Origin of the sequence: Thiothrix litoralis, assembly GCF_017901135.1 — a bacterium.
GTDB lineage: Bacteria > Pseudomonadota > Gammaproteobacteria > Thiotrichales > Thiotrichaceae > Thiothrix > Thiothrix litoralis.
Genome location: NZ_CP072801.1, coordinates 2,266,322 through 2,290,228, shown reverse-complemented (window position 1 = coordinate 2,290,228; position 23,907 = coordinate 2,266,322). Strand labels below are relative to the sequence as shown.

The following is a 23,907-nucleotide window of genomic DNA, read 5'->3' as shown; positions in this document are numbered from 1 at the left end:
TCGTCATAGTGAATGGAGGAAACGCAGCAACGCTTCCCGCTCCGGTTTGTTCATGGACACGACGTTTTGTTTGGCGGTTTCTGCTTCGCCGCCGTGCCAGAGGATGGCTTCCAGCAGGTTGCGGGCGCGTCCATCATGCAGGAAGCGGGTATGCCCGCTGATTGTTTCGGTCAGGCCAATGCCCCACAGCGGCGGGGTACGCCATTCGCTCCCGGAGGCGCTGAATTCGGGGCGATTGTCGGCTAACCCCGCGCCCATATCATGCAGCAGCAGGTCTGAATAAGGTTGTGGCTGTTGGTTCAGCGCAGCAAAACGGGCAACGTGGCACGCAGCACAACCCGCTTGCTGAAACAGTTTCTGCCCTTGTATGACTGCTGGATCATCCACCTCCCGGCGGGCGGGGACAGGTTGGTTGGCAACGTGGAATACGACTTTTTCCAGCAAATTATCGGGGATTTCAGGCTTGCCGCCATCCGGCAGGGTATGGCAATCGGTTTGTGCCGCGCTGCACGGTTGCTCAGGAAACAGGCTGGAGGTAATCCCCATATCATTGTGGAAGGCATCGGCGCTTTGCTGGCGGATGCTGGGTTGGTTGGCTTTCCAGCTAAACCGTCCTAACACGGTTTGCTGTTGGGCAATGTCCCACACCTGATTGGCTTTGCCGGAAATGCCATCGCCATTGGTGTCATCCGGGTCGGCGTTGGCGAGTATCTCAGCCTCGGGGATGCTTTCCAGCAAACCCATGCCGGGCAGGGGCGGGGCAACACGGGCGGAAAACTGTATGTCGTGCGCCAACGCGCCGTAGTGCAGGTTTTCAACCGTCAGAGTGGGTTTTTGCAAGGTGTAATGCTCACCATCCTTGAATTGCCCGTTAATCTCGCTATAGGTGAAGCGTGGCGTGCCTTCCCCCGGTAAGCCTTTGATACCCAAGGGTTGCAGGTGGTCGCCGTAAGTAGGATCAGGCGCTACGCCCAAGGTTTGTGCTTGTGCTTGCTGTTCGGTGGTGTGCGCGGGGATTCCCAGCTTCACAAGGGTGGACAGGAAGGGTTCTGTGTCCGTCAGGGGTGGATGACCGCGCCCATGCCCGACGTGGCAGGTAATGCAGCTATTGGCTTTGAATAGGGGGCCAAGACCATCCCGCGCCGTGGTTGAGGCAGGCGCAATGACCCACGGCTGCTGGAAGAATGCGCCACCGATGGCGAAATCTTCGTGCTGCTGTGGGGTGTTATCACTGTTGGCTAGCCCCGGTAGCGCTAGTAGGCTACCAAGGGCAATGGCTAGAGTTGAGTGCATTTATCCACCAAATGAGTCGCTGCTCTCCGGGTTAAGGCTTTCCACGCCTACCGCTTTGGCAGCCGCTTCAATATCACCCGTTTGGCTACGCAAAGCCGTAATCGTGGCTTTGATGCGCTTATTGCCATCCTTGTTGTCGGGGGCAATTTGCTGGTCGAAATTTTCCCCGTTTTGGGCGGCTTCCACAATGGCTTCGGCTTTTTGTTGGGTGTCCGCCAGCTTGTTGACCAGTGTTTCACTGGCTTTGGCATCTTTGCTGGCAACCAGTTGGGCGAGGCTTGCACCTTCTACCTTGCTGCCATCGGTGCGGGTGTAAGTGCCGTTGAAAATGTTCTGGATGCTGCGGGCATTTTCGGCGATGTCGTTATGGGTGTTATCGCTGAAGCAGGAATGTTCATCTTCTTGTGAATGCGCCAGTAGTGCCACGTTCATGCGTTCACCGGCGAGTTCACCCAAGCTCAGGCTACCCATGCCGAATAACATGCGGCGCAGGGCTTCTTTTTCATCCAATGTTAAAAAGGCGCTGCGGTAGTTATTGTCTTTGCCGTCTGCCCAGTCATCTGCCAGTTGTTGCAAGTCAGCCACCAGTAAATCCGTGACAACTTGCAGGTAGGCGGCGCGGCGCTCGCAATGGCCATTGGTGCAGGCATCACCTTTGGCGTAGTCGGTGTAAGGGCGCTGGCCGGATGTTGTTGGGGTTTCATTGAAATCTTGTCCCCAGAGCAGGAATTCGATGGCATGGTAGCCCGTGGCGACATTGGCTTCGGAGCCGCCTTTTTCTTGGGAGGCTTTTAGCAAGGCGGTGTCGATGTTGTCTTTGCCTGCAATGATATTGGCGGTGGCGAAGGCATTACCTTCTTCGTGGTCGTAAACGTCTTGTTTGACGTAATCAATCAGCCCTTCGTCCAGTGGCCAAGCGTTGATCTCACCTTCCAGTGCATCGACATTGGGGTTGCCGAAACGGAAGGCTTCGGTCTGGCTGTAAGGTTTGCGGGCAGCGAGCCAGGCATCTTTAGCGGCTTGCTGGGTGTCGGCGCTGGGGTTGGCAATGAAGGCAGCCACCTTTGCCTGCAAGGTTTTGGCGGTGGCGAGGGTGTCGCTAAAGCTGGCGCTGGCGAGGTTGACGTACTGTTCCATCACGGCTTTGGCAGTCACAGTGTCAGCGTGGGCGAAGGTGGGGGCAGTGCTTAATAGGCCACCCAGCAGGGCTGTGGACACGATCTGGCTAATACGTTTCATGGTTGGGGTTTCTCCGAAGAAGGTTGCTTGTCTGTATCATCATCCGCTGATGTCAGGATCAGGTTGCCCCGGCGGGTAATGGTCAGGCAATAAGGGCGCTTGCCGTGCTGAAGGATGATCTTTTTACAACCGCGCATCAATTCGTCCAGATTGACACGCTTGGGTTCTGCATCTGTCATTCTTAAAGTTCCAGTCATCACGCGAATGCACCTTGCATCAAGTTGAAGTTAATGGTCTCAGGGTTAAGGGTTTCGTCGATTACTTCGCGGGCATGGTGTTTGCAGCGTCCGCAACAGGTGCCGACTTTGAGTTCTTGCTGGATAGCTTCGAGCGAGTCATGGCCTTGCTTGACCGCTTTCTTGATAGCTTTGTCCGTAACAGAGTGGCAGATGCAAACGTACATACACTTCCCCTAAACAGTAATGATTCTTCATAACAAGATGGATGATAAGCATCCTCATTTGCAAATGCAAGTAGTTCTCAGTGTATTTTTGAAAATGAGATTGTTTCTCAAAAAGTGCTTGACTTAAAAACAGGAATCATTATCATTTGATGCATCTAACAGGTTTTGCCTCTCCTCAAAACGGCAACAAAAGTAGCCAAGCCAGTGTATGACTTTGTAACTCCGCACCAGCCAGGTTATTTCTTTCATTAAAGGAATAGCGGGGTATGTGATGACCTTTTACATAAATGCATGGCTTGATCGGGTTGACCCATTTGTTAGCCTGCACAATCGGCAGACTGGAGAAGTCGTTGTTAAATTTGAAAAAAATGAATTGCAGGAATGCCTCGAACAGGGTGATTTCTGCCTGAGCGAGTTGTGTAGTCCCTGCCATAAAGTACAGCAAGAGTTGGTAAAGTGTTTGTTGTTGGCACGGTGCTCTCATGATGTTCGCCAACAACTGGAAACTATCTATAGCAACTTTTTCCCGCACCCCGTGAGTGCCAACATTATTCCTTTCAGGTTCAAGCAAGCTGCTATGCAGCAGTGTGATTGTGCCTGAGTCAACGTGTGTACGATCTGTCAGGTTAGCCTTCATAAAAATAATCTTGGCCTGATGAGCCTGATTCCTCTCTTGGAATTTTGAACCTTGAACGGGGGCGCTAGCCCCCTTATTTTTGCCTGTTTATTGATTTATCACAATTGTAATAATAATGGTTCTCATTTATTCTTGGCGGCTTGTTACTGATTGAGAGAATTTGGTATGGTCAAGGTTATCCTCCCGCTGACGCTATTGATGTCAGGCATCGTGCTTGCTGTTACGCCTGCGCCAACGCCGATTTCTAGCAAGGAAATGCTGGGTGAAAAGCTATTCGCCGATGTTAATCTGTCGAAAAACCGTACCCAATCTTGCGCTACTTGCCACAATCCTGAGCATGGTTTTGTCGATAACCGTGCCACTAGCGTTGGCAAAGCGGTGTCATTGGGCGATGACGGCAAATCGCTGGGAGACAGGAATACCCCGACAGCAACTTATGCCCAATTCAGCCCAGATTTCCACCAGAATAAGAAAAGCCAGCGTTACATCGGTGGGCAGTTTCTCGATGGGCGCGAAAAGGATTTGCAAGGGCAAGCGGGTGGCCCCCCGACCAATCCGGTGGAAATGGGAATGCCTGATAAGGCCGCCGTCGTGGCACGTTTGCAGGAAAATGCCGATTATGTGACCGCTTTCAAACAGCTTTTCGGGGATAAGGTCTTCGATGCACCCGAAACTGCGTATGCTGCCATGACCACCAGCCTTGCTGCGTTTGAAAAAACCGCGCTATTTGCCCCGTTTGATTCCAGATACGACCGTTATCTTAGAGGCGAAGTCGAGCTGACCGATCAGGAATCGTTGGGTGAATCGCTGTTTTTTTCCAATCAATTCACCAACTGTAACCGCTGCCATCAATTGAAAACCTTTCCGGGTAGTGAGGGCGAAACCTTTTCCAATTACGAATACCACAACCTTGGCGTGCCGCCCCATGAGGCAGTGCGGGCAGCTAATGGCAAAGGCAAAGCTTTCATCGACTACGGTTTGCTGGAACACCCCGGCGTGACCGATGAGAAGGAAGCAGGCAAATTCAAAGTGCCAACGTTGCGCAATGTGGCAGTGACAGCGCCCTACATGCACAACGGAGTCTTTGCTGATTTGCGCACCGTGGTTTTGTTTTACGACAAGTTTAATAATACTGAGCGCAAGCTCAACCCAGAAACGGGTAAGCCGTGGGCTGCGCCAGAGGTGGATAAAAATCTTGCCTTGAAAACCGAAGAGTTTCAAGCCTCTGCCTTGAAAGATTCGGAAGTGGATGCGTTAGTGGCATTCATGCAAACGCTGACGGACAAACGCTATGAGTCTTTGTTACCATAAAAAATCTTTCAACACCTGAACAGGAGAAGTGCCATGAAAGGAAGCCCCGAAATTAACCGTTCGCTGAATTTGGCGTTACGCAGCCAGCTTACGGCGATCAACCAATACTTCCTCCACGCCCGCATGTGTAAAAACTGGGGTCTGGAAGGTTTTAACCAGCGCGAATACAAACGTTCTATCAAAGCCATGAAACAGGCGGACGAGTTGATCGAACGTATTCTGTTCCTCGAAGCACTGCCTAACCTGCAAGACTTGGGCAAGCTGTATCTCGGTGAAGATGTGCCGGAAATCATCGCCAACGATTTACGCCTTGCTGGGGAAGTCGTGGCGGAATTACGCCGCGTGATTGCCGCGTGTGAACAAGCGCAGGATTACGTGAGCCGTGACATGCTGCAAGAGATTCTCGAAGAGGAGGAAGAGCAAATCGACTGGCTCGAATCCCAACAATGGGCAATCCAGAATGCGGGTTTGCCCAATTATTTACAGTCCATGATGAGCGCATAAGGAGACAACATTATGAAAGGAAACGACCGCGTTATTGACGTGCTGAAAACCCTGTTAGCCGGTGAGTTGGCAGCCCGCGACCAATATTTCATCCATTCGCGTATGTGTGATGACTGGGGTTTAACCAAGCTGTTTGAGCATTACGAGCATGAACGTCAGGAAGAAAGCAGCCATGCCGATGCGATCATTAAGCGCATTTTGTTCCTCGAAGGCTTGCCGGATCTTGGCAATCAGGATGGCCTGAATATTGGTGCGGATGTGCCTAGCATGTTCAAAAATGACCTTGCACTGGAATATCACGTCGTGGGCGCGTTAAAAGCCGCGATGAAGATTTGTGAAGATGAAAGCGATTACGTGACCCGCGAAATGCTGCGCTTACAGTTATCCGATACTGAAGAAGACCATGCGTATTTTCTGGAAAAACAACTCGGTCTGATTGACAAAATCGGTCTGCAAAATTACCTGCAATCGCAGATGTAACGCTCTCTCTCCATCTCTGTTCAGGCACACGCGGTCATCACGATGCAGCGCATTACCCAAACAGGGACTTTTCACTGGAATGGTGATGATGGCTTACAGCATCCCGGTCAAAAAACCCACCCCAGCCAAGCTGATGATTGCACCGCCCGCCCTTACGGCATGGTTTCCCCAAGGCCAGCGGGTCAGTTCACCAAACACAATGCCAGACAAGTGTAATAAACCGGTAGCGATGACAAATCCAAGGCTATACGCCAACGGGCTGGCAGCATCGGGTAATTCTGTACCGTGAGCATGACCGTGGAAAATCGCAAATGCACCGACCAACACAGCCGCCACCCATAACGGTGGGCGAACGGCTAAGACCACCATTAACCCCAGCACCAAGGCTGACAGCGCAATGCCGGTTTCAACGGAAGGAATCGGAACGCCCGCGATACCCAATACCCCACCGAACGCCATGACGACCGGAAACACCACGGGCAGTATCCAAATGGCAGGTCGCCCTAAAAATGCACCCCACAAGCCAACCGCGACCATGGCGGCGACGTGATCCCAGCCAAACAGGGGATGGGTAAAACCGCTGAAAAAGCCGCCGCTCATGCCAGCAGCATCGGAATGCGCCCACACGCTGGTGCTCAAACTCAAGAGCAGTAACAGGATGCCGAAGCGTTGTTGTGTTGAAATCATTTGTTGATTACCTCTGATCTGTTGATGGGGAAAAGTGTAGCGTATTCCCGCGACTTTATTGCCAACACGAACAACAGCAGCGTCAAGCGCGTGAAAAGTCAATCCATTTTTGTTAAAAAACCGATTGAAACATTCGTTTTAATCAACTGGATAGCTTGATGCGAAAGGACTAAAACTATAAAGGAGAGTAAACAATACCAATCACCATAAGGAGATAACACCATGAGTGACATTAGCAAGTGTCCTGTTATAGGACATGCCAATACTCCCGCAGCGAGCAATGCTGGGCGTGGCACATCCAACCGCGACTGGTGGCCTAAGCAGTTGAAACTCAATATCCTGCACCAACATTCCACCAAGTCCAATCCGCTGGGTTCCACCTTTAACTACGCAGAGGCATTCAAACAACTTGACCTGAATGCCGTCAAACAAGACCTCTACGCACTGATGACCGACTCGCAAGACTGGTGGCCTGCCGATTATGGCCACTACGGGCCGATGTTCATCCGCATGGCGTGGCATAGCGCAGGCACTTACCGCATTTCGGACGGGCGTGGCGGCGCCGGTCACGGCAACCAGCGTTTCGCACCTTTGAATAGCTGGCCTGATAACGTCAACCTCGACAAGGCACGGCGCTTGTTGTGGCCGATTAAGCAAAAGTACGGCAACAGCATTTCTTGGGCTGACCTGATGATCCTCACGGGGAACTGTGCGCTCGAATCAATGGGCTTCAAGACCTTCGGTTTTGCCGGTGGGCGCGAAGACATTTGGGAACCCGAAGAAGATGTTTACTGGGGTTCCGAAGCTGAATGGCTGGGTGACAAGCGCTACAGCGGCGAACGTGATCTGGAAAATCCCCTCGCGGCGGTGCAAATGGGCTTGATCTACGTGAACCCCGAAGGGCCCAACGGCGAGCCAGACCCGATCGGTTCTGGGCGGGATGTACGCGAAACCTTCGCCCGCATGGCAATGGATGACTACGAAACCGTCGCGCTCACTGCGGGTGGGCACACCTTCGGCAAATGCCACGGTGCAGCCAGCCCTACCCACGTCGGTGCAGAACCTGAAAGCGCAGGCATTGAACAACAAGGTCTCGGTTGGAAAAACAGCTTCGCTAGTGGCAAAGGTGGCGACCAAATTGGCAGTGGTTTGGAAGGTTCGTGGACGCCAACCCCAACGCAGTGGGACAACAGCTATCTGGACATGTTGTTCGGCAACGAGTGGGAATTGACGAAAAGCCCGGCAGGTGCGTGGCAATGGACACCCAAAGTCGCAACTGCTGACAACCTTGCCCCAGCGGCTGACGATGCGGCGAAACGTGTACCCATTATCATGACCACGGCGGATATGGCGATGCGTTTCGACCCGATCTACGAGCCGATTGCACGGCATTTCCAGCAAAACCCGGATGAATTTGCCGATGCGTTTGCCCGTGCATGGTTCAAGCTGACCCACCGTGATATGGGGCCGCGTTCACGCTATCTCGGTGTGGAAGTTCCGGCGGAAGAACTGGTGTGGCAAGACCCGGTTCCAAGTGTGGATCATGAACTGATTGACGCACAGGACATTGCCGCCCTCAAGGGTAAAATCCTTGCTTCCGGGCTTTCCATTGCGGAACTGGTGTCGACCGCTTGGGCGTCAGCGTTTACCTTCCGGGGTTCTGACAAGCGCGGTGGTGCAAACGGGGCGCGTATCCGCCTTGCGCCGCAAAAGGATTGGGAAGTGAACCAGCCTGCGCAATTGGCGAAAGTGCTGGCAGCGCTTGAAACCATCCAACGCGACTTCAATGCGGCGCAAGGTGGTAAGCAAGTATCGCTGGCTGACTTGATCGTGCTGGGCGGTTGCGCGGCTGTGGAACAGGCGGCGAAGAATGCCGGGCACGCCGTCGACGTTCCCTTTGCAGCGGGGCGCACGGATGCTTCGCAGGAACAAACCGATGTCGAATCTTTCGCAGTGCTGGAGCCGGTGGCAGATGGCTTCCGTAATTACCTCAAAGCTAAGTTTGCAGTCACGGCAGAGGAACTGCTCATCGACAAGGCGCAATTGCTGACGCTGACTACGCCCGAAATGACCGTGCTGGTTGGTGGGCTGCGGGTACTGAATGCCAATTTCACCACACGATCCGAGACGCTTAGCACCGACTTTTTCGTCAACCTGCTGGATATGGGGACGGAGTGGAAAGCGACAGCGGAAGGTCAGGAGGTGTTTGAAGGTCGTGACCGTGCTACAGGTCAACTGAAATGGACAGGTACTCGTGTTGACCTCATTTTCGGTTCAAATTCCCAGCTTCGAGCCGTTGCAGAGGTCTATGCGCAGGATGACGCGCAAGGGAAATTTGTGCATGACTTTGTAGCAGCGTGGAATAAGGTGATGAATCTTGACCGTTTCGACCTTGCCTAACCTTAGTCGCATTCAGTAAACCGATCGACGGGTAATATTATCCGCTTAATTAACATTTTTTAAACTTTATTGTTAATTGATGCTACTACACTACGTGTTGGATATTTCACAATGATAACCAAAGGATAGTGTTATGGATAAAAAAAGCGCGTGCTGTTGCGGTGCTCTGCCTGCAATGTGGTGGTGGTTGTTGACCTTACTGGGCTTACCTCTGTTATTTTTCCTAATGACAGGGGCGCGTCAGGGCGTCGTTGAAAAGGACTTAGCTACCCGTAGTCAAGCTGCGCTAAAAGCCGCCGGTATGGATTGGGCGCAGGTGAGCCTTGATCAGCGCGGGCGTGATGTGCTGCTTAATGGTATGGCAGCTTCTGATCAGGAGCGTATCGCTGCTTTCAAAACGGTGCAGAGCGTTTACGGCGTGCGTGATGTGCAGAATATGGTCGAGGTGGCTGCTGCCAGTGCGTCTGAGCCAGCGCAAGCTGCTCCCTCCAAAACACCTGAGTTTTTGTTGCAATCGGTGAATGGCAAAGTGGTGCTGCAAGGTGTGATGGGTTCTCAGCAAGAAATTGATGAAGCGTTGGCTGCCGCTCAAGGTGTATATGGTGTTGGCAAAGTCGATAATCAGTTGCAGCTTGCGGAGGGTGTTGCTCCCGCCGCTTGGGTGAAGGATTTGGCTGGCTTGCTACCGGCTTTGCAAGGTTTGGAAAATGCCAGCCTGAAAGTGTCTGCTGCGGGTAATAGCATCGGTGGGCAAGCACCGTCAAATGCCGATAAAGCCAGTTTTTTGGATAAGGCCAGGGCATTGCTGGGTGAGGGGATTGTCGATGATTTGGCGGTGAAAGAAGCTGCACCCGATCAAATGGTGAAAATACCTGAGCAGGCACCTGCTGCTGATGCCAAGCCGGAAGCTGCCGCTGAAGAACAAGCGGCTGCGAATTGCCAGCAACAGTTGAATGATGCCATGAACGGCAAAACCGTTCTGTTTGAAACCAATAAGTCCGGCATCAAGCTGGATAGCGCTGCTTTGCTGGATTCACTGGTTGGCATTGTCACGACCTGTAAGGATGTGGTGGCAGGCCGGGGTATTCAGATCAGTGGTCATACGGACAGCGTCGGCAATGCGGCTTACAACCAGAAGTTGAGCCAGCAGCGTGCAGATGCAGTGAAAGACTACTTTGTGAATAAGGGCGTGGATGCCGGGCTGATCAAGAGTGTCGGGTTTGGCGCAAGCAAGCCAGTGGCTTCCAATGCCAATGAGGCAGGCCGTTCCCAAAACCGTCGGATCACTTTTGACATCAACCCTGAGTGAAGGAGAGCGTTATGCTGTATTTATTTTCAGAATTGTCCACGTGGCTGTTACTGGCGTTTGTCTTTGGCTTGGTAATGGGTTGGTTTTCACGCTCAGGGAAAGAGGATTAAGTCATGACAATGTTTTTGCTACAGGCTTTGCTTTGGTTATTGGTGGTCTTTGTACTGGGGTATGGTATTGGGCGTCTCTTGAAGTCGCTGTTTTGCGATGGCGCTGCTGAGGTGGCCGAGGATGCAACGCTACATCCACGTCGGCCTATCGAAGCACCGTCGGTGCATAGGGAAACTTCTGCTCAGGTGAGTGTGCCATCAGTAGCTACGGTGCTAGGTGGTGCTGCCGCTGTGGGTGCAGTTGCCGCTGCTCGCCATAAGGTTGATGTGCCTAAAGCCCCACCGATGGATTTCAGCGGAATCAATCCACACAAGCCGATTATCGACCCGCCAGATATGGATTTGCCCGCTGTTGAATTGACCGCACCTGATATGAGCTTGCCTAACGTTGAACTGACTGCGCCTAAAGTCGATTTACCTGAATTTGAGCTGACCGCGCCTAAAGTTGATTTACCCGATATGCCTGAAATTGAGTTATTGCCAGAGGCGGTTACAGAACTACCAGAAGCCAAACTCAGTTTGCCGGATGTGTCACTGAACGTACCACCAGTCGACCTGAAAACGCCCACTATCGACGTGAGTGATATTGAACCATACAAACCCATCCTTGATTTGCCGGATATGGATAGGGAACTGCCGGATGTCGAGTTAAAAGCGCCGGAAGTGGCTTTGCCTAACATGGGTCTGAAAGCACCTGCTATCGACTTCGACAGCATCGACCCACATAAGCCCATTCTTGATTTGCCGGATATGGAGAGGGAACTGCCCGATGTCGAGTTAAAAGCGCCGGAAGTGGCTTTGCCAGACATCGGTCTGAAAGCACCTGCTATCGACTTCGACAGCATCGACCCACACAAACCCATCCTTGATTTGCCGGATATGGAGAGGGAACTGCCCGATGTCGAGTTAAAAGCGCCGGAAGTGGCTTTGCCAGACATTGGTCTGAAAGCACCAGCTATCGACTTCGACAGCATCGACCCACATAAGCCCATTCTTGATTTGCCGGATATGGACAGGGAACTGCCCGATGTCAAGTTGAAAGTGCCAGAAGTGGCTTTGCCAGACATCGGTCTGAAAGCACCTGTTATCGGCTTCGACAACATCGACCCACACAAGCCCATTCTTGATTTGCCGGATATGGACAGGGAACTGCCCGATGTCGAGTTAAAAGCGCCGGAAGTGGCTTTGCCAGACATTGGTCTGAAAGCACCTGCTATCGACTTCGACAGCATCGACCCACACAAACCCATTCTTGATTTGCCGGATATGGACAGGGAACTGCCCGATGTCGATCTGAAAATGCCGGAAGTGGCTTTGCCTAACATGGGTCTGAAAGCACCAGCTATCGACTTCGACAGCATCGACCCACACAAACCCATTCTTGATTTGCCGGATATGGACAGGGAACTGCCCGATGTCGAGTTAAAAGCGCCGGAAGTGGCTTTGCCAGACATTGGTCTGAAAGCACCAGCTATCGACTTCGACAGCATCGACCCACATAAGCCCATTCTTGATTTGCCGGATATGGACAGGGAACTGCCCGATGTCGAGTTAAAAGCGCCGGAAGTGGCTTTGCCTAACATGGGTCTGAAAGCACCTGCTATCGACTTCGACAGCATCGACCCACACAAACCAATCTTTGATTTGCCGGATATGGACAGGGAACTGCCCGATGTCGATCTGCAATTGCCAGAAGTGGATTTACCCGAAGTCAGCATAGACGAAGGTAGCGGCTTGTTGGATGCTGCCAAAGCCGCAGCCATGGCTGGCGGGGCAGGTTTGGTAGCAAATGCCATAGCAGCAGACATGGGTTCTGCTGATGAGGCAACGACCGATCATACCGATGTTGCCGACAGTGATGCTGATGAAAAAAACTGGCTGCTCCTGCTAGTGCAACAAGCCAAGGCTGCATACCGAGGGCATAACCATCGCGCCGTCAGCCATTTGTGGCGTAGTGGTAATACCCGTGATTGCTCAACGTTGGATGACTTCGAGTCGCTCAGCCTGCAACCGGCTACCTACGACAAACTGGGTTCCAGCCATTGCGGCGTACCCAGAGCCGGTTTTGTGGCAGTCGGCGGTGATGTGAGTAATATTGAGCAGGGTTCTGCTGTGTTGTTCCATTACTGCAATATTGTGGTGTGTCGCGATGCCGATGATACCCATCACTTTATCCGGGTCGTTGCTGACTAAAGGATAATTTCCACCCGCAAGCCACGGTCTGCACGGTTCATCGCTCGAATCGTGCCGCCGTGGCTCTCAACTGCCCTACGGGCAATCGCTAACCCCAGACCGTAACCGCTACGGCTGGGGTTGGCATTACTGCTGCGCTGGAACGGCTCGAAAATACTCCCCAATTCTTCTTCCGGTACACCCGTGCCTTGATCATCCACTGTGATCTGCAAGCGAGCATTAGCACTATTTTGATGAATCGCCAGTGTTACCGCTGTACCCTCTGGTGTGTGGTGGATAGCGTTACGCACGACATTTTCCAAAGCCCGGTACAGCAATTCACCATGCCCCTGAATGATCGGGCTATTCTCCACATCGCACTGAAACACCACTTGGCGGGACAACGCATTCGCTTCAAAACGCGCATCATCAATCACCGCATCCGCCAGCTCCAGAATGTCGATGTATTCATCTAGCGGCTGTGGCACACCGGACTCAAGGCGTGAAAGGGTAAGTACTTCGCCGACCAGCGTATCCAGACGTTCGGCTTCGTGCTCAATACGGGCAAGGCTGCTGGCGACTTTTTCAGGTTGTTGGTGGGCAAGGCCGATGCTGGCTTGCAAGCGTGCCAAGGGCGAACGCAATTCGTGTGAAATATCATGCAGCAAACGGCGTTGTGAGGCCATCAGGGTTTGTAGTTTGGTTGCCATATTATCGAAGTCGTTCCCCAGATCAGCGATTTCATCGCGGCGTGAGCCGATGATGGGGGTGACGCGCTGGCTTAAATCACCTTCGGCAGCGATACGGAAGGCTTTGCGCAAGATGTTGATAGGTTGCGAGAAATACCACGCCAAGAAGAAGCTCGATAAAAAGCTCGCGGCAATCCCGGAGATAATCAGGGTGGAGGCTGAAATATGGCGAGGCGGGGATAAGCGTCGTTCTTGTTGGAATTGCGGGTATTGCCCGGCAAGGGGGGCGAACAACAGGTAATTTTCCGTACCCGCTTGCACCTGCCGGACGATGGGTAATTTGAGGTTTTGCCCAAGGCTGGCGCGGACACGTTGCAGGGTGTCATCCGATACGGCGCGTTCCAGCAGTTCCTTGCCGTTAGCATCCACCGCGTAGATTTGCAGCTCTTCAGGGGCTTCGTCTTTTTGCTCCTGCAACATATTGCGCAGCGCTGCTGTTCCGCCGTAGAGGAATGTATTGGCGGCTGCTTTGACAGCGAGGATGGAGCTGGGGCGGACGATGACTTCCTTTTCCATGGCTTGCAAGTTGTTATGGTGTACCCACACGGCAATGCCCGTGACACCACCTGCTACTAGCAGCGTGAGCCAGAAGGTGAGGAGAATTTTCCAGAACAGCCTGCCCATGTTTATTCCCCGATCAGTTGGTAGCCGACGCCGCGCACGGTCTGGATGCAGGAACGCCCGTCCGGCAGGTTGCCGAGTTTGTGGCGGATGCTGCTCATGTGTACGTCAATGCTGCGGTCGTAACGGGTAAGCGCCCGGCCTAGCCCGTGGGTGGAAAGATCGGCTTTGCTGACGGTTTGCCCTGCCTGACGTGCCAATACTTCCAGCAGGTTGAATTCGGTGCTGGTGAGTTCCAGCGCTTGCCCGTGCCAGAGGGTTTGGCGTTTGTCGGGGTGGAGGCTGAGTTCGCCGACGTGCAAGGGTTCATGGCTCATGGCTGCATTATCGTTGCTGGTACGTCGCAAGATAGCGCGGATACGGGCGACCAGTTCACGCGGCATACACGGTTTGGGTACGTAATCGTCTGCGCCCAGTTCCAGCCCGATAATACGGTCGATGTCGTCACCGCGTGCCGTTAACATCAGCACGGGCATCTTGCTGTGGGTGCGGATGCGGCTCAAGGCTTCAATGCCGCTCATGCCGGGCATCATTACATCCAGCACTACCAGTGCGTAGTCACCATTGAGGGCTTCGCGCACAGCAGCCTCACCATTTTGCACGGTGGTGACGCTGAAACCTTCGCGTTCCAGATATTCCGCCAGCATGGTGGTGAGTTCGATGTCGTCGTCGACCAGTAATAGTTTGCTCATGGTGCTTGTGCCAGTGTGAGTGTATAGCTTGAATCATACGGCGAATGCGTGGGGTGGGGGCGGGGTTTTACATTTTTTTACACGGGCTTTGCGGTGGTTTTGGTTTGCTCGACACCATTGTGATGATGCCCGACCAGATGTTTTGCAACACGGGGATTTACTCGGCTAATGTATTTACTTGACCTCTGATGAGCTTAATTTGATAATTATAGCTAGATTGGCTAGATTAAACGAGGTGGGTAAATATGATGCAATGGCGCTTGGCAGATGCTAAAAACAGGTTCAGTGAAGTGGTCAACCGTGCTTTGTGCGAGGGGCCGCAACAAGTTTCCCGCCGCGATGAGGCGGTAGTCGTGTTGTCATTGGCGGATTATCAACGTTTGACCGGTAAACGTACCAGCTTCAAACGTTTCTTGTTGGATCATACACCGAGCTTGGAGGGGCTGGACTTATCCCGCGACAAGTCTCCCATGCGTGAGGTAGAGCTGTGAGAGTGTTGCTGGATACCTGCGTTTTATCTGAATTACGCAAGCAAGATTGCCCGGCACAAGTAAAGTCAGCGGTAGAAGTATTGGATGATTTCGATCTTTTTGTCAGTGTGATTACCCTAGGCGAAATTGCCAAAGGTATTGCCTTGCTGGATGAAAGTAAGCGTAAACGTGCCTTGCGTGATTGGTTGGAAACCCTAGAACAACAGTATGGCGAACGCATTTTACCTGTCGATTTGGAAACCGTGCGCGTGTGGGGCGACATCACCGCCAAAGCACAACAGGCTGGCAAAATAGTCGCGGTAGCGGATGGCTTGATCGCCGCCACCGCGATTCGTTACGGTTTACGGGTCATGACACGCAACGTTGATGATTTCTCGCCGACGGGGGCATTACTGATAAATCCTTGGGATTAGGTAGGTCACGTACTCAAGTAAACGGGTTCAGCAGCTTAACGCTTGTCCCCGCGAAGTCATCCACATTGCGAGTTACTACCGTCAAATCATAGAGCAAGGCACTCGCCGCAATCAGCTTATCCAGCTCGTGTTCATGATGGGGGACACGCAACCGTCCCCACAGTTGTGCTGCATCAGCATCCAGCCCGATTATATGGTCTTGATAGTCGCTTAGGATTTGTTCCAACCATTGTTCCAGTTGGTGCGCCTGCACATGATCGTTACGGTAACGGATCAGTTCAATTCCCCGCCGCAATTCCCCAATCGTTACCGCAGAGAGAAAGAGCTTGTCGTGGTTGTGGGTAACGTGTTGGAAAAATGCTTGCACACCCGGATTGGCGCGTTGTCCCTTGCGGATTTCGCTGATGACATTGGTATCAAGCAAATACATCGGAAACCTGTTGCTTACCTTGGATGCGTTCAAAATCCGCATCTGTTCCGACGTTGGGCATCGTAGCCAGTACTTCGGCCAAGCTACGTTTTTTCAGTACCAATAACACTTCCCGCAAAATGGCACGGTGTTCCATTTCAGCACTTCTGCCGTTGCGGGCAGCACGTTGTTTCAGTGCTTCGATAATTTCGGGTTCAAGTTTTCGGACAATCAAGTTTGACATGCGTTAGCACTCCTGTAGTCGCTATTCGCTATCAATGCTATCACCTGTGCTGGAATAGGTGAAGCCTGTTAGTTCGCCCCAATCACCCCATTCAGCACTTCCACCGGATTACGCTGATTTTGCTGGGCGACATCTCCCAACGAAGCCATTGTCGCATCGACTTTCAAGCCTTGTTGTTGCAATTGTGCCTGTAAACCTTCCAGCGTTTTGCCGGTAACGCCTGCCAGTTTATCGAGTGGTGCTGCCATCAGTACTTTAGTGACTTGCATCTGTCCACCCGGAGGGCCACGGCGTTCCTCATCCTTGCCCGGTATCAGCATGGAAGCGACCATGATCACGATGAACAAGCCAATGACGGCCATTGCAGGTTTCTGGGTGAAATAGCGGTTAAAGGTTTTCCAGTGCAGGGTAACGTGCAAGCCAACGGCGATGACCATTGCCCAACTCAGCCATTCGTGTGCCACTTTGATAATGCCCAGTTGCACATGAAAAAACATCAAAATGCCCGTGACCGCCATCAAGATGAAAGCGCCGATGGTCAGTGGTGTCGCCCAGCGACGCAGTGTGGTGGTATCCATTGTTAATCTCCAATCAAGCATGAAAAGTTGTAATGGCGTCATGATTGCGGACATTTGCTCACGGAAAAAGGGGTTTTACATATCTTTACATGAGACTTACCCACCTTTACGTTTGTTTGAGCCACACTTGTCTTATGGAAACTAATAATCAGGAAACAAGGATTATGGCCTCGACACCGCGAATTCTGTTGACCAGTCTGGCTGTGTGTATGGCACTGAATGCGTGCACTCCTGCCGCCAGTGTTCGGGATACAGCAACACCGCAAGCTTCTACCCGCGTGCAGACAGCCGATACCGCTGCCCGCAAGCCCATCCAAGCCGCATGGTGGCAACGCTTCAACGACCTGTTGATGACCGCGCTGATTCAGGAAGCCCTGCAAGCCAGCCCCGACATTACAACCGCCCAAGCCAGTTTGCGTGCTGCCCGTGCGCAACGTGTGATTGCCGGTGCGAGCCTGTTACCCAGCCTCTCTAGCAGCGGCTCAACCCGCCGCAGCAGTGGCAGTGACAGCTACAGCGCTAACCTCGATGCCAGTTGGGAAGCCGATATTTTTGGCGGCAATCACCTGGTCGACCGCGCCTCTGTCGCTGACCTGCAAGCCACCCAAGCGAGTCTGGAGGATGTCAAAGCCTCGCTCGCCGCTGAAGTCGCCACTGCCTATGTCAACTTACGGCTGGCGCAGGCACGCCTTGCTGTATCGAACCAAAGCCTTGCTTCGCGGGATGAAACCGTGCGCCTGATCAGCCTGAAACAGCAAGCCGGGCTTGCCAGTAGCTTAGAGACAGATCAGGCGCGGCTGAGCCTTGGGCAAACCCAAGCGCAAATCCCCGCTCTGGAAAACAGCGTTATCCAGTCGCAACACGCCATCGCCATCCTCACCGGCAAAGAACCGGGCGCACTCAAAACCCGCTTGGCTACTGCGAAACCGATTCCTGTGGCAGGTGGGCAATTGCTCAATAACATTCCAGCGAATGCCATCCGCCAACGCCCCGATATTCGCGCAGCCGAATACAAGGTGACCGCAGCGGCATTGCGGGTAGGGGAAGCCAAAGCCAATCTTTACCCCAGTTTCAATTTGAGTGGTTCATTCGGCCTTAGCAGCCTGAGTCTGGTGGATTTTCTGGATACGAGTAGCCTTGTTCGTTCCCTTGCCGCCTCCATCAGTGCGCCTTTGTTTGACGGCGGACGCCTCAAACAACAGGTTGAAGCGAAAGATGCCGCCCGTGAACAAGCCGTTGCCAGTTACCAAAAAGCCGTGCTGGGGGCGTTACAGGATATAGCGAATACGTTTTCCACCCTGCAAGCCCTGCGTCAGCAACAGCCCTTACTGGCGAAAAACGTAGAGCTGGCACGCAGCGCAGATCTGCTGGCGCAACTGAGTTACAACGCAGGCATCGACGATTTCCAGAACGTGCTGGATGCGCAACGTGCCGTCTTGAGCGCACAGGAAAGCTTGCTGTCGGCACAAGCCGATAATACCCAGGCCATCATCAGCCTTTACAAAGCCGTCGGCGGCGCATGGTAGGAGCACCATTTTATGAGTAACACAGTCGATTCAACTTCAAGTAGCTCCGTCAAAGCGGTGCTGGCAGCCGGTGGCAGGAAAAAACGCCAGGGTAATGGCGGCAAGTGGCTGTTTACCTTGCTGGTCGCCGCCTTGGTCGCCGGTGGCGCGTGGTATTATTTCATGGGGCAATCCCAAACCAGTCATCAGGCCAGTTACAAAACTACGCCCGCCGAAATGGGCAACCTCAGCGTGACCGTTACAGCAACCGGCAACCTACAACCCAAAAATCAGGTCGACATCGGCACGGAGCTGTCCGGCACGATTGATGAAGTCTTGGTGGATGCCAATGAAGTGGTCAAAAAAGGCCAGAAACTGGCAAGCCTCAATACCACTCAGTTGCAAGATACCATTACCAAAGGCAAAGCAGCGCTGGCTTCCGCCCAAGCCAAGGTCAAACAGGCCGCCGCCAGCATCAAGGAAGCCCGCACCAAACTGGCGCGGTTGCGTGAGCTGTACAATACTTCTGGTGGTAAATTGCCTGCCAAGTCTGAGCTGGATACTGCCGAAGCCACGCTGGAACGTGCCCAAGCCGATGAGGAAGTGGCCAAGACGACAGTGACCTCCGCTGCGGCTGATTTGCGTTCCGCGCAAACCAATCTGGACAAAGCCATCATCACTTCACCGATTGACGGGGTAGTGCTGACCCGCACGGTCGAATCGGGGCAAACGGTGGCATCATCGCTGTCTGCGCCTACCTTGTTTACCTTGGCGGAAGACTTGGCACAGATGGAGGTGGAAGTCGGGGTAGATGAAGCCGATGTCGGTCAGGTCAAAGCCGGGCAATCAGCCGAATTCACCGTGGACGCTTGGCCTGGGCGCAAATATCTGGCAGAACTGACCCGCGTCAGTCTGGGGTCGAGTATTTCTGACAATGTGGTTTCCTACATCACCGTGTTGGCAGTGCAAAACACCGATTTGACCTTGCGCCCCGGCATGACGGCTACGGCGACCATTAAGACGGATGCGCGGGAAAACGTTTTGCTGGTTCCCAACACGGCGCTGCACTTTACCCCGACCGTCGAAGCTGCACCCGACGCACCTGCTGAAACCAGCTTTATTTCCAAGCTGATGCCGCGTCCGCCCGGCATGGGGAGGCAAAAGAAACGCACTAATGACAGTGAAAAAACGGTTACCCATGTCGCTGGAATGCAAACCCTATGGGTATTGGACAACAATGCGCCGCTTGCGGTGGATGTCGAAACTGGCATTAGCGATGGCAAAATGACTGAGATCATCAGTGGTGACTTGAAGGCGGGAATGCAGGTCATTACTGAAAGTGTCGGGAGTGCACCATGAGCGCCCTGATCGAATTGCGGGACATTACCAAAACCTACGGGCAAGGGCAGGCCAGTTTCAAGGCGTTGGATAAGGTCAGCATGGCGATTGACCAAGGCGATTTTGTTGCCATCATGGGGCCGAGTGGTTCCGGCAAGTCCACCGCCATGAACATTCTGGGGTGTCTGGATGTGCCTACCGGTGGGGAATACCTGTTTTCCGACGTGCATGTGGAAGCATTGTCACGCAACGAACGCGCCCTGTTACGGCGGCATTATCTGGGGTTCGTGTTTCAGGGGTTTAACCTGTTGGCGCGGACTTCCGCACAGGAAAACGTGGAGTTGCCGCTATTGTACCGGGGCGAATCCAGTCTAGATCGCCATGCCGCCGCCGAAGCTGCCCTGCGACAGGTGGGGCTGGAAGGCTGGGGGCATCATACTCCGGCGGAACTCTCCGGTGGGCAGCAGCAGCGTGTTGCGATTGCGCGGGCGATTGTCACCAACCCGACCATCTTGCTGGCGGATGAGCCAACCGGCAACCTCGATACTAAAACCAGCAATGAAATCATGGCCTTGCTTACATCGCTCAACGAAGACAAGGGGATTACGGTGTTAATGGTGACGCATGAACCCGACATGGCGGAATACGCTAAACGCATTATTCACTTCGTTGACGGCAATATTGACAGCGACATCCGCAACCGTGCCATTGATAGCAAAAGGAGGGTTGCCTGATGTTATGGAGCAGCTTTTTACTCGCCTTGCGCGAAGTCCGCCGCAATTTGTTGCGCTCGTTTCTGACGATTTTAGGGATTGTGATTGGCGTCTCTGCCGTGATTACCATGGTAACGCTGGGTAATGGGGCGACTCAGGCAGTTAAAAATCAGGTGGCTAGTTTGGGCAGTAACTTGCTGCAAATCCGTAACGGGCAACGCATGATGGGGCCACCGGGGGGCGGTGGCGGTGGTTCGCCGCCCTTTTCACTGGAAGATGTGGAGGCTATCCGCAACCAGATTTCCGGCCTTGCAGCGGTTGCGCCAGAGGTGAGCAAGAGTGCCACCGTGGTATCCATGTCTAACAACTGGTCAACCAGTGTGACTGGTACGACCAACGACTTTTTCATTGCCGGAAGCTGGAAAATTGCCGCAGGCCGTACTTTCACGGATGCAGAAGAAAAGGCAGGGCAAACCGTGTGCCTGATCGGTGAAACCATCCGCAAGGAGTTGTTTGGTACGCAACAGCCGGTAGGTGACAGCTTGCGCGTCAATAATTTTTCCTGCGAAATCATTGGCATTCTAGCCTCCAAGGGGCAGGCGTCGATGGGGCGCGATCAGGATGATTCGGTCATTATGCCGATCAAGGCGGTACAGCGGCGCTTGGCGGGCAACCAGAACGTTTCCAGTATTCAGGTGTCGGTCAAGAGTGAAAACGACATTACCCGTGTGACGGAGGAATTGACCAGCCTGCTACGCGAACGTCGCCGTTTGGGGGATGACAAGGACGATAATTTCAACGTGCTGGATACCCGGCAGATTACCGAAGCCTTGTCGGGTACTACCCAGATCCTGACGATGTTATTGGCTGCGGTGGCCTCGGTCAGCTTGCTGGTGGGCGGGATTGGCATTATGAATATCATGCTGGTTTCTGTTACCGAACGTACCCGCGAGATCGGCATCCGCTTGGCGATTGGGGCGCTGGAACGCGAAGTATTGCTGCAATTTTTGATTGAAGCGGTGGTGCTGTCTTCCCTCGGTGGCGCGGTGGGCGTTGGGCTGGCAACGCTGGCGTCGCTGGCATTGTCACAGGTGATGAATGTGCCGTATACCTTTAACGTGGGTATCAACTTGTTGTCGTTTGTATTTTCGGCGGGGATAGGCGTGCTGTTTGGGTATATGCCTGCGAAGCGGGCGGCGCGGCTCGATCCGATTGATGCCTTACGGCATGAGTAAACGATCTAGAAAACCGATCATGATGAGCTAAAAAGTATATTAGAACATACTGAATTTCTTGACCTGCATCAAGTCGGTGCAGGTGCTTAGGATTAACATGACCCCTGCAAAGATTTACTCATAAAAAAGTAGGAGATAGTCATGAAAGCGAAGGCACTGATGATTTCGTTGTTGGCATTTAGCGTTGCCACGGCAGTATGGGCGGAAGGGACGGTCAAGGACGAGCCGATCAAGCCGATTGAAGCAGCAGTCGTTAAAGACCCTAAAATGGTCGAGTTGGGTAAAAAGCTGTATTTTGACCCACGTCTATCCAAGTCTGGTTTTATTTCCTGTAACTCCTGCCATAACCTAAGTCTGGGTGGTACAGATAACCTGCAAACCTCGATTGGTGACAAGTGGCAGCAAGGGCCGATCAACTCTCCAACCGTCCTCAACTCCAGCATGAACGTGGCACAATTCTGGGATGGTCGTGCTAAAGACTTGAAAGAACAGGCGGGCGGCCCGATTGCCAACCCCGGCGAAATGGCGTTTACCCACGAATTGGCGACCAAGGTGCTCGACTCGATTCCTGCCTATAAGGAAGAGTTCAAAACGGTGTTTGGTAAAGAGGCCATTGACATTGGTATGGTGACTGACGCTATTGCCGCGTTTGAAGAAACGCTGGTGACGCCGGATTCCAAATTTGACCAATGGTTGAAAGGCGACGACAAGGCATTGGATGACAAGGAACTGGCAGGTTACAAACTGTTCAAGGACAGCGGCTGCGTGGCTTGTCATAACGGCCCGGCAGTCGGTGGTACGAGCTTCCAGAAAATGGGTTTGGTGGAACCGTATAAGACTGACAACAAGGCCGAGGGTCTGGTGGCTGTGAGCAAGCAGGATGCCGACCGTTTCAAGTTCAAAGTGCCCACCTTGCGCAATGTGGAAATGACTTACCCTTACTTCCACGATGGTGCGGCTAAAACGCTGGAAGATGCGGTGCATATCATGGGGCAAATCCAGTTGGGTAAGAAGTTTAATGATGAGGAAACGGCCAATATCGTCGCTTTCTTGAAGACGCTGACGGGCAAGCAGCCAGAGATTACTTTGCCGGTGATGGCGCCTTCCACCAATGATACGCCGCGCCCCGACCCGTTTGGTAAGGGCGATGCTGCCAAGGTTGAGGGTGCTGACAAGAAATCCTGATTACCCCTCACCTCACCCGATGCGCCACAAACTTACTGAGGTTGTCGAGGATCTCGCCGCCGCGTCGGAAGCCTAGTCCACAGGCTTCCCACGCAAAGAACACGCCTGCTTGATAGCTGCGCCCTTGCGCATCTTGCGGGTAGTCGGCAAATGCTTGATAAATGGTGCGGTAGCGGTCGTATTCGCCGGGGATTGATTTGAGGATATTGCCAGCCGCGTCGTAAATGACGGTGTTGGCACCTTCGCGCCCGAACATTTTTTTCGCGACCTGTTTTTTGCCTTGCAAGACTTCGGTGCGGGTTTCCAGCAGGTAGGGCGAATCCGGGAACAAGTCGTACAGCACTTTCATAATGCCCTTGCTCTGGAACAGCAGGGTGTAGGCCGGGTTGAGGATTACTGTATCGGTATTGCGGGTGATGTCATCCAGAATGCCGTTGATGCCGTCGGTTTGCAGGGCAATGCCTTCCCACGGGTAGAGCTTGAACCAGTAGTCGAAGCGCGTTCCGGCAGGGTTGAAAATGCCTTCTTGTTCCAGAAAGCCCACTTCGTCCATGTAGCAAAAATCGGTCTGGAAACCCGCATCATTCGCCATTTGTTGCAGGAAGCGCACGGTGCGTTCGTCTTCCGGCAGGTCGCGCATACTGGAAAACAGGATGTTCTGGAAGTTGTAAGCGTCGCCGAACGTTTGCGGGTCTGCCTCGCCTGTGACCAAACGCTGGAAGTTTTTCACGAGGCTGTCGTACACCGTGTTGAATTGTGCGGCTTCGTTCATGCCGTTGGCTTTGAGCAGTGCCCATTGCACGATGGCGGTTTCAAACAGGCTGGTCGGGGTGTCGGCATTGAATTCAATCAGCTTGATCGGCAGGCCGTCGACACCACCCGCAAAATCGAAGCGTCCGTAAAGGTGACGGTGGTCGTTTTCCCAACTACGCCTGATCGGGTCGATGAGGTTGTAGGGGATGTCGAGCGCCAGAAACAGGTCGTTGTCGATGACGTGCTGGGCGGCTTCCACGTACATGTCGTAGAGTGCATTGGCGGCGGTGTAATAGGCTTCTGTTTCGGCTTCGGTGACTTGCACGATTTCATCGGCGATATAGGGCTGGCCGTCGAGATCGGTATGCCAGGTCATGCCCACTTCTTCCATCAATGCGGTGCTGATGGGTTGTACTTTTTCCAGTTGAATCATGAT

At 53.2% G+C, this 23,907-nt stretch carries 25 protein-coding genes; 13 read left to right on the top strand and 12 right to left on the bottom strand.

All coding sequences use genetic code 11. From position 1 onward, the window contains the following. Window positions 1–3 precede the first annotated feature (3 nt). From J9253_RS11060 to J9253_RS11040, 5 genes are all read right to left on the bottom strand, one after another. Window positions 4–1,293, bottom strand: coding sequence for a di-heme oxidoreductase family protein (locus J9253_RS11060; RefSeq protein WP_210221062.1), 1,290 nt, complete (start codon window positions 1,291–1,293; stop codon window positions 4–6). Then, complete coding sequence (locus tag J9253_RS11055) at window positions 1,294–2,532, bottom strand: imelysin family protein (protein WP_210221061.1); 1,239 nt, start codon at window positions 2,530–2,532, stop codon at window positions 1,294–1,296. Beyond that, the gene (hemP, locus tag J9253_RS11050; RefSeq protein ID WP_028490109.1) at window positions 2,529–2,711 is read right to left on the bottom strand and encodes a hemin uptake protein HemP; all 183 of its coding nucleotides are present in this window, start codon (window positions 2,709–2,711) and stop codon (window positions 2,529–2,531) included. The genes J9253_RS11055 and hemP overlap by 4 nt, the downstream gene beginning before the upstream one ends. A gap of 17 nt (window positions 2,712–2,728) precedes the next feature. After that, on the bottom strand, window positions 2,729–2,935 hold the full coding sequence (locus J9253_RS11045; RefSeq protein WP_028490108.1) for a (2Fe-2S)-binding protein: 207 nt from the start codon (window positions 2,933–2,935) through the stop codon (window positions 2,729–2,731). Window positions 2,936–3,110: 175 nt separating this feature from the next. Further along, complete coding sequence (locus J9253_RS11040) at window positions 3,111–3,572, bottom strand: hypothetical protein (RefSeq protein WP_210221060.1); 462 nt, start codon at window positions 3,570–3,572, stop codon at window positions 3,111–3,113. 165 nt (window positions 3,573–3,737) lie between these two features. Here J9253_RS11040 and J9253_RS11035 point away from each other — a divergent pair, with 165 nt between their 5' ends. From J9253_RS11035 to bfr (J9253_RS11025), 3 genes are read left to right on the top strand one after another with little or no spacing between them, the layout of a single operon-like run. Next, window positions 3,738–4,883, top strand: a complete 1,146-nt coding sequence (locus J9253_RS11035; protein WP_228291357.1) for a cytochrome-c peroxidase — start codon at window positions 3,738–3,740, stop codon at window positions 4,881–4,883. A 33-nt stretch (window positions 4,884–4,916) separates the two neighbouring features. After that, window positions 4,917–5,387 (top strand): bacterioferritin, encoded by a 471-nt coding sequence (gene bfr, locus J9253_RS11030; protein WP_210221059.1) that lies wholly within the window; start codon window positions 4,917–4,919, stop codon window positions 5,385–5,387. 12 nt (window positions 5,388–5,399) lie between these two features. Further along, window positions 5,400–5,867, top strand: coding sequence for a bacterioferritin (gene bfr / locus J9253_RS11025; protein WP_210221058.1), 468 nt, complete (start codon window positions 5,400–5,402; stop codon window positions 5,865–5,867). Window positions 5,868–5,960: 93 nt separating this feature from the next. Here bfr (J9253_RS11025) and J9253_RS11020 read toward each other — a convergent pair whose 3' ends face one another. Next, window positions 5,961–6,554 carry a HupE/UreJ family protein gene (locus J9253_RS11020; RefSeq protein ID WP_028490103.1) on the bottom strand — a complete coding sequence of 198 codons (594 nt, stop codon included), beginning with the start codon at window positions 6,552–6,554 and terminating at the stop codon, window positions 5,961–5,963. A gap of 222 nt (window positions 6,555–6,776) precedes the next feature. Between J9253_RS11020 and katG the strand changes: the two genes are divergently transcribed. From katG to J9253_RS11005, 3 genes are all read left to right on the top strand, one after another. Continuing rightward, a complete protein-coding gene (gene katG, locus J9253_RS11015; protein ID WP_210221057.1) occupies window positions 6,777–8,954 on the top strand; it encodes a catalase/peroxidase HPI in 2,178 nt (725 codons plus the stop codon). Window positions 8,955–9,087: 133 nt separating this feature from the next. Next, complete coding sequence (locus J9253_RS11010) at window positions 9,088–10,263, top strand: OmpA family protein (protein WP_210221056.1); 1,176 nt, start codon at window positions 9,088–9,090, stop codon at window positions 10,261–10,263. Between the two features lie 113 nt (window positions 10,264–10,376). Then, on the top strand, window positions 10,377–12,566 hold the full coding sequence (locus tag J9253_RS11005) for a hypothetical protein (RefSeq protein WP_210221055.1): 2,190 nt from the start codon (window positions 10,377–10,379) through the stop codon (window positions 12,564–12,566). Here the strand turns inward: J9253_RS11005 and J9253_RS11000 are convergent. Next, window positions 12,563–13,918 carry a sensor histidine kinase gene (locus J9253_RS11000; protein ID WP_210221054.1) on the bottom strand — a complete coding sequence of 452 codons (1,356 nt, stop codon included), beginning with the start codon at window positions 13,916–13,918 and terminating at the stop codon, window positions 12,563–12,565. The two genes, J9253_RS11005 and J9253_RS11000, sit on opposite strands and share 4 nt — an antisense overlap. 2 nt (window positions 13,919–13,920) lie before the next feature. Then, entirely contained in the window at window positions 13,921–14,607 is a 687-nt protein-coding gene (locus J9253_RS10995) for a response regulator transcription factor (RefSeq protein WP_028490162.1), read from the bottom strand. Window positions 14,608–14,852: 245 nt separating this feature from the next. On the opposite strand from J9253_RS10995, the gene J9253_RS10990 reads away from it, so the two are divergent. Both J9253_RS10990 and J9253_RS10985 read left to right on the top strand, forming a co-directional pair. After that, window positions 14,853–15,098 carry a type II toxin-antitoxin system prevent-host-death family antitoxin gene (locus J9253_RS10990; protein WP_028490161.1) on the top strand — a complete coding sequence of 82 codons (246 nt, stop codon included), beginning with the start codon at window positions 14,853–14,855 and terminating at the stop codon, window positions 15,096–15,098. Continuing rightward, on the top strand, window positions 15,095–15,511 hold the full coding sequence (locus tag J9253_RS10985) for a type II toxin-antitoxin system VapC family toxin (protein ID WP_210221053.1): 417 nt from the start codon (window positions 15,095–15,097) through the stop codon (window positions 15,509–15,511). The genes J9253_RS10990 and J9253_RS10985 overlap by 4 nt, the downstream gene beginning before the upstream one ends. 13 nt (window positions 15,512–15,524) lie before the next feature. On the opposite strand, the gene J9253_RS10980 is transcribed toward J9253_RS10985, so the two are convergent. From J9253_RS10980 to J9253_RS10970, 3 genes are all read right to left on the bottom strand, one after another. Next, a complete protein-coding gene (locus J9253_RS10980) occupies window positions 15,525–15,941 on the bottom strand; it encodes a type II toxin-antitoxin system VapC family toxin (RefSeq protein ID WP_028490159.1) in 417 nt (138 codons plus the stop codon). Beyond that, a complete protein-coding gene (locus J9253_RS10975; protein ID WP_028490158.1) occupies window positions 15,928–16,164 on the bottom strand; it encodes a FitA-like ribbon-helix-helix domain-containing protein in 237 nt (78 codons plus the stop codon). The genes J9253_RS10980 and J9253_RS10975 overlap by 14 nt, the downstream gene beginning before the upstream one ends. Before the next feature lie 68 nt (window positions 16,165–16,232). Beyond that, window positions 16,233–16,742, bottom strand: a complete 510-nt coding sequence (locus J9253_RS10970; RefSeq protein WP_028490157.1) for a DUF4405 domain-containing protein — start codon at window positions 16,740–16,742, stop codon at window positions 16,233–16,235. Between the two features lie 164 nt (window positions 16,743–16,906). On the opposite strand from J9253_RS10970, the gene J9253_RS10965 reads away from it, so the two are divergent. From J9253_RS10965 to J9253_RS10945, 5 genes are all read left to right on the top strand, one after another. After that, window positions 16,907–18,268 carry an efflux transporter outer membrane subunit gene (locus J9253_RS10965; protein ID WP_210221052.1) on the top strand — a complete coding sequence of 454 codons (1,362 nt, stop codon included), beginning with the start codon at window positions 16,907–16,909 and terminating at the stop codon, window positions 18,266–18,268. Between the two features lie 12 nt (window positions 18,269–18,280). After that, a complete protein-coding gene (locus tag J9253_RS10960; RefSeq protein ID WP_210221051.1) occupies window positions 18,281–19,606 on the top strand; it encodes an efflux RND transporter periplasmic adaptor subunit in 1,326 nt (441 codons plus the stop codon). Next, the gene (locus tag J9253_RS10955; RefSeq protein WP_228291356.1) at window positions 19,603–20,319 is read left to right on the top strand and encodes an ABC transporter ATP-binding protein; all 717 of its coding nucleotides are present in this window, start codon (window positions 19,603–19,605) and stop codon (window positions 20,317–20,319) included. Before J9253_RS10960 ends, J9253_RS10955 begins: the two co-directional genes overlap by 4 nt. Beyond that, a complete protein-coding gene (locus J9253_RS10950; RefSeq protein ID WP_210221050.1) occupies window positions 20,319–21,533 on the top strand; it encodes an ABC transporter permease in 1,215 nt (404 codons plus the stop codon). The genes J9253_RS10955 and J9253_RS10950 overlap by 1 nt, the downstream gene beginning before the upstream one ends. 141 nt (window positions 21,534–21,674) lie before the next feature. Then, on the top strand, window positions 21,675–22,718 hold the full coding sequence (locus tag J9253_RS10945) for a cytochrome-c peroxidase (protein ID WP_210221049.1): 1,044 nt from the start codon (window positions 21,675–21,677) through the stop codon (window positions 22,716–22,718). Window positions 22,719–22,725: 7 nt separating this feature from the next. Here J9253_RS10945 and J9253_RS10940 read toward each other — a convergent pair whose 3' ends face one another. Then, window positions 22,726–23,904, bottom strand: coding sequence for a glutathionylspermidine synthase family protein (locus J9253_RS10940; RefSeq protein WP_210221048.1), 1,179 nt, complete (start codon window positions 23,902–23,904; stop codon window positions 22,726–22,728). Window positions 23,905–23,907: the final 3 nt, after the last annotated feature.

What these genes read in the sequence shown, in the direction of transcription:
- J9253_RS11060 (WP_210221062.1), bottom strand. Translation starts at nt 1,293, where the DNA reads ATGCACTCAACTCTAGCCATTGCCCTTGGTAGCCTACTAGCGCTACCG.
- J9253_RS11055 (WP_210221061.1), bottom strand. Translation starts at nt 2,532, where the DNA reads ATGAAACGTATTAGCCAGATCGTGTCCACAGCCCTGCTGGGTGGCCTA.
- hemP (WP_028490109.1), bottom strand. Translation starts at nt 2,711, where the DNA reads ATGACAGATGCAGAACCCAAGCGTGTCAATCTGGACGAATTGATGCGC.
- J9253_RS11045 (WP_028490108.1), bottom strand. Translation starts at nt 2,935, where the DNA reads ATGTACGTTTGCATCTGCCACTCTGTTACGGACAAAGCTATCAAGAAA.
- J9253_RS11040 (WP_210221060.1), bottom strand. Translation starts at nt 3,572, where the DNA reads ATGAAGGCTAACCTGACAGATCGTACACACGTTGACTCAGGCACAATC.
- J9253_RS11035 (WP_228291357.1), top strand. Translation starts at nt 3,738, where the DNA reads ATGGTCAAGGTTATCCTCCCGCTGACGCTATTGATGTCAGGCATCGTG.
- bfr (WP_210221059.1), top strand. Translation starts at nt 4,917, where the DNA reads ATGAAAGGAAGCCCCGAAATTAACCGTTCGCTGAATTTGGCGTTACGC.
- bfr (WP_210221058.1), top strand. Translation starts at nt 5,400, where the DNA reads ATGAAAGGAAACGACCGCGTTATTGACGTGCTGAAAACCCTGTTAGCC.
- J9253_RS11020 (WP_028490103.1), bottom strand. Translation starts at nt 6,554, where the DNA reads ATGATTTCAACACAACAACGCTTCGGCATCCTGTTACTGCTCTTGAGT.
- katG (WP_210221057.1), top strand. Translation starts at nt 6,777, where the DNA reads ATGAGTGACATTAGCAAGTGTCCTGTTATAGGACATGCCAATACTCCC.
- J9253_RS11010 (WP_210221056.1), top strand. Translation starts at nt 9,088, where the DNA reads ATGGATAAAAAAAGCGCGTGCTGTTGCGGTGCTCTGCCTGCAATGTGG.
- J9253_RS11005 (WP_210221055.1), top strand. Translation starts at nt 10,377, where the DNA reads ATGACAATGTTTTTGCTACAGGCTTTGCTTTGGTTATTGGTGGTCTTT.
- J9253_RS11000 (WP_210221054.1), bottom strand. Translation starts at nt 13,918, where the DNA reads ATGGGCAGGCTGTTCTGGAAAATTCTCCTCACCTTCTGGCTCACGCTG.
- J9253_RS10995 (WP_028490162.1), bottom strand. Translation starts at nt 14,607, where the DNA reads ATGAGCAAACTATTACTGGTCGACGACGACATCGAACTCACCACCATG.
- J9253_RS10990 (WP_028490161.1), top strand. Translation starts at nt 14,853, where the DNA reads ATGATGCAATGGCGCTTGGCAGATGCTAAAAACAGGTTCAGTGAAGTG.
- J9253_RS10980 (WP_028490159.1), bottom strand. Translation starts at nt 15,941, where the DNA reads ATGTATTTGCTTGATACCAATGTCATCAGCGAAATCCGCAAGGGACAA.
- J9253_RS10975 (WP_028490158.1), bottom strand. Translation starts at nt 16,164, where the DNA reads ATGTCAAACTTGATTGTCCGAAAACTTGAACCCGAAATTATCGAAGCA.
- J9253_RS10970 (WP_028490157.1), bottom strand. Translation starts at nt 16,742, where the DNA reads ATGGATACCACCACACTGCGTCGCTGGGCGACACCACTGACCATCGGC.
- J9253_RS10965 (WP_210221052.1), top strand. Translation starts at nt 16,907, where the DNA reads ATGGCCTCGACACCGCGAATTCTGTTGACCAGTCTGGCTGTGTGTATG.
- J9253_RS10960 (WP_210221051.1), top strand. Translation starts at nt 18,281, where the DNA reads ATGAGTAACACAGTCGATTCAACTTCAAGTAGCTCCGTCAAAGCGGTG.
- J9253_RS10955 (WP_228291356.1), top strand. Translation starts at nt 19,603, where the DNA reads ATGAGCGCCCTGATCGAATTGCGGGACATTACCAAAACCTACGGGCAA.
- J9253_RS10950 (WP_210221050.1), top strand. Translation starts at nt 20,319, where the DNA reads ATGTTATGGAGCAGCTTTTTACTCGCCTTGCGCGAAGTCCGCCGCAAT.
- J9253_RS10945 (WP_210221049.1), top strand. Translation starts at nt 21,675, where the DNA reads ATGAAAGCGAAGGCACTGATGATTTCGTTGTTGGCATTTAGCGTTGCC.
- J9253_RS10940 (WP_210221048.1), bottom strand. Translation starts at nt 23,904, where the DNA reads ATGATTCAACTGGAAAAAGTACAACCCATCAGCACCGCATTGATGGAA.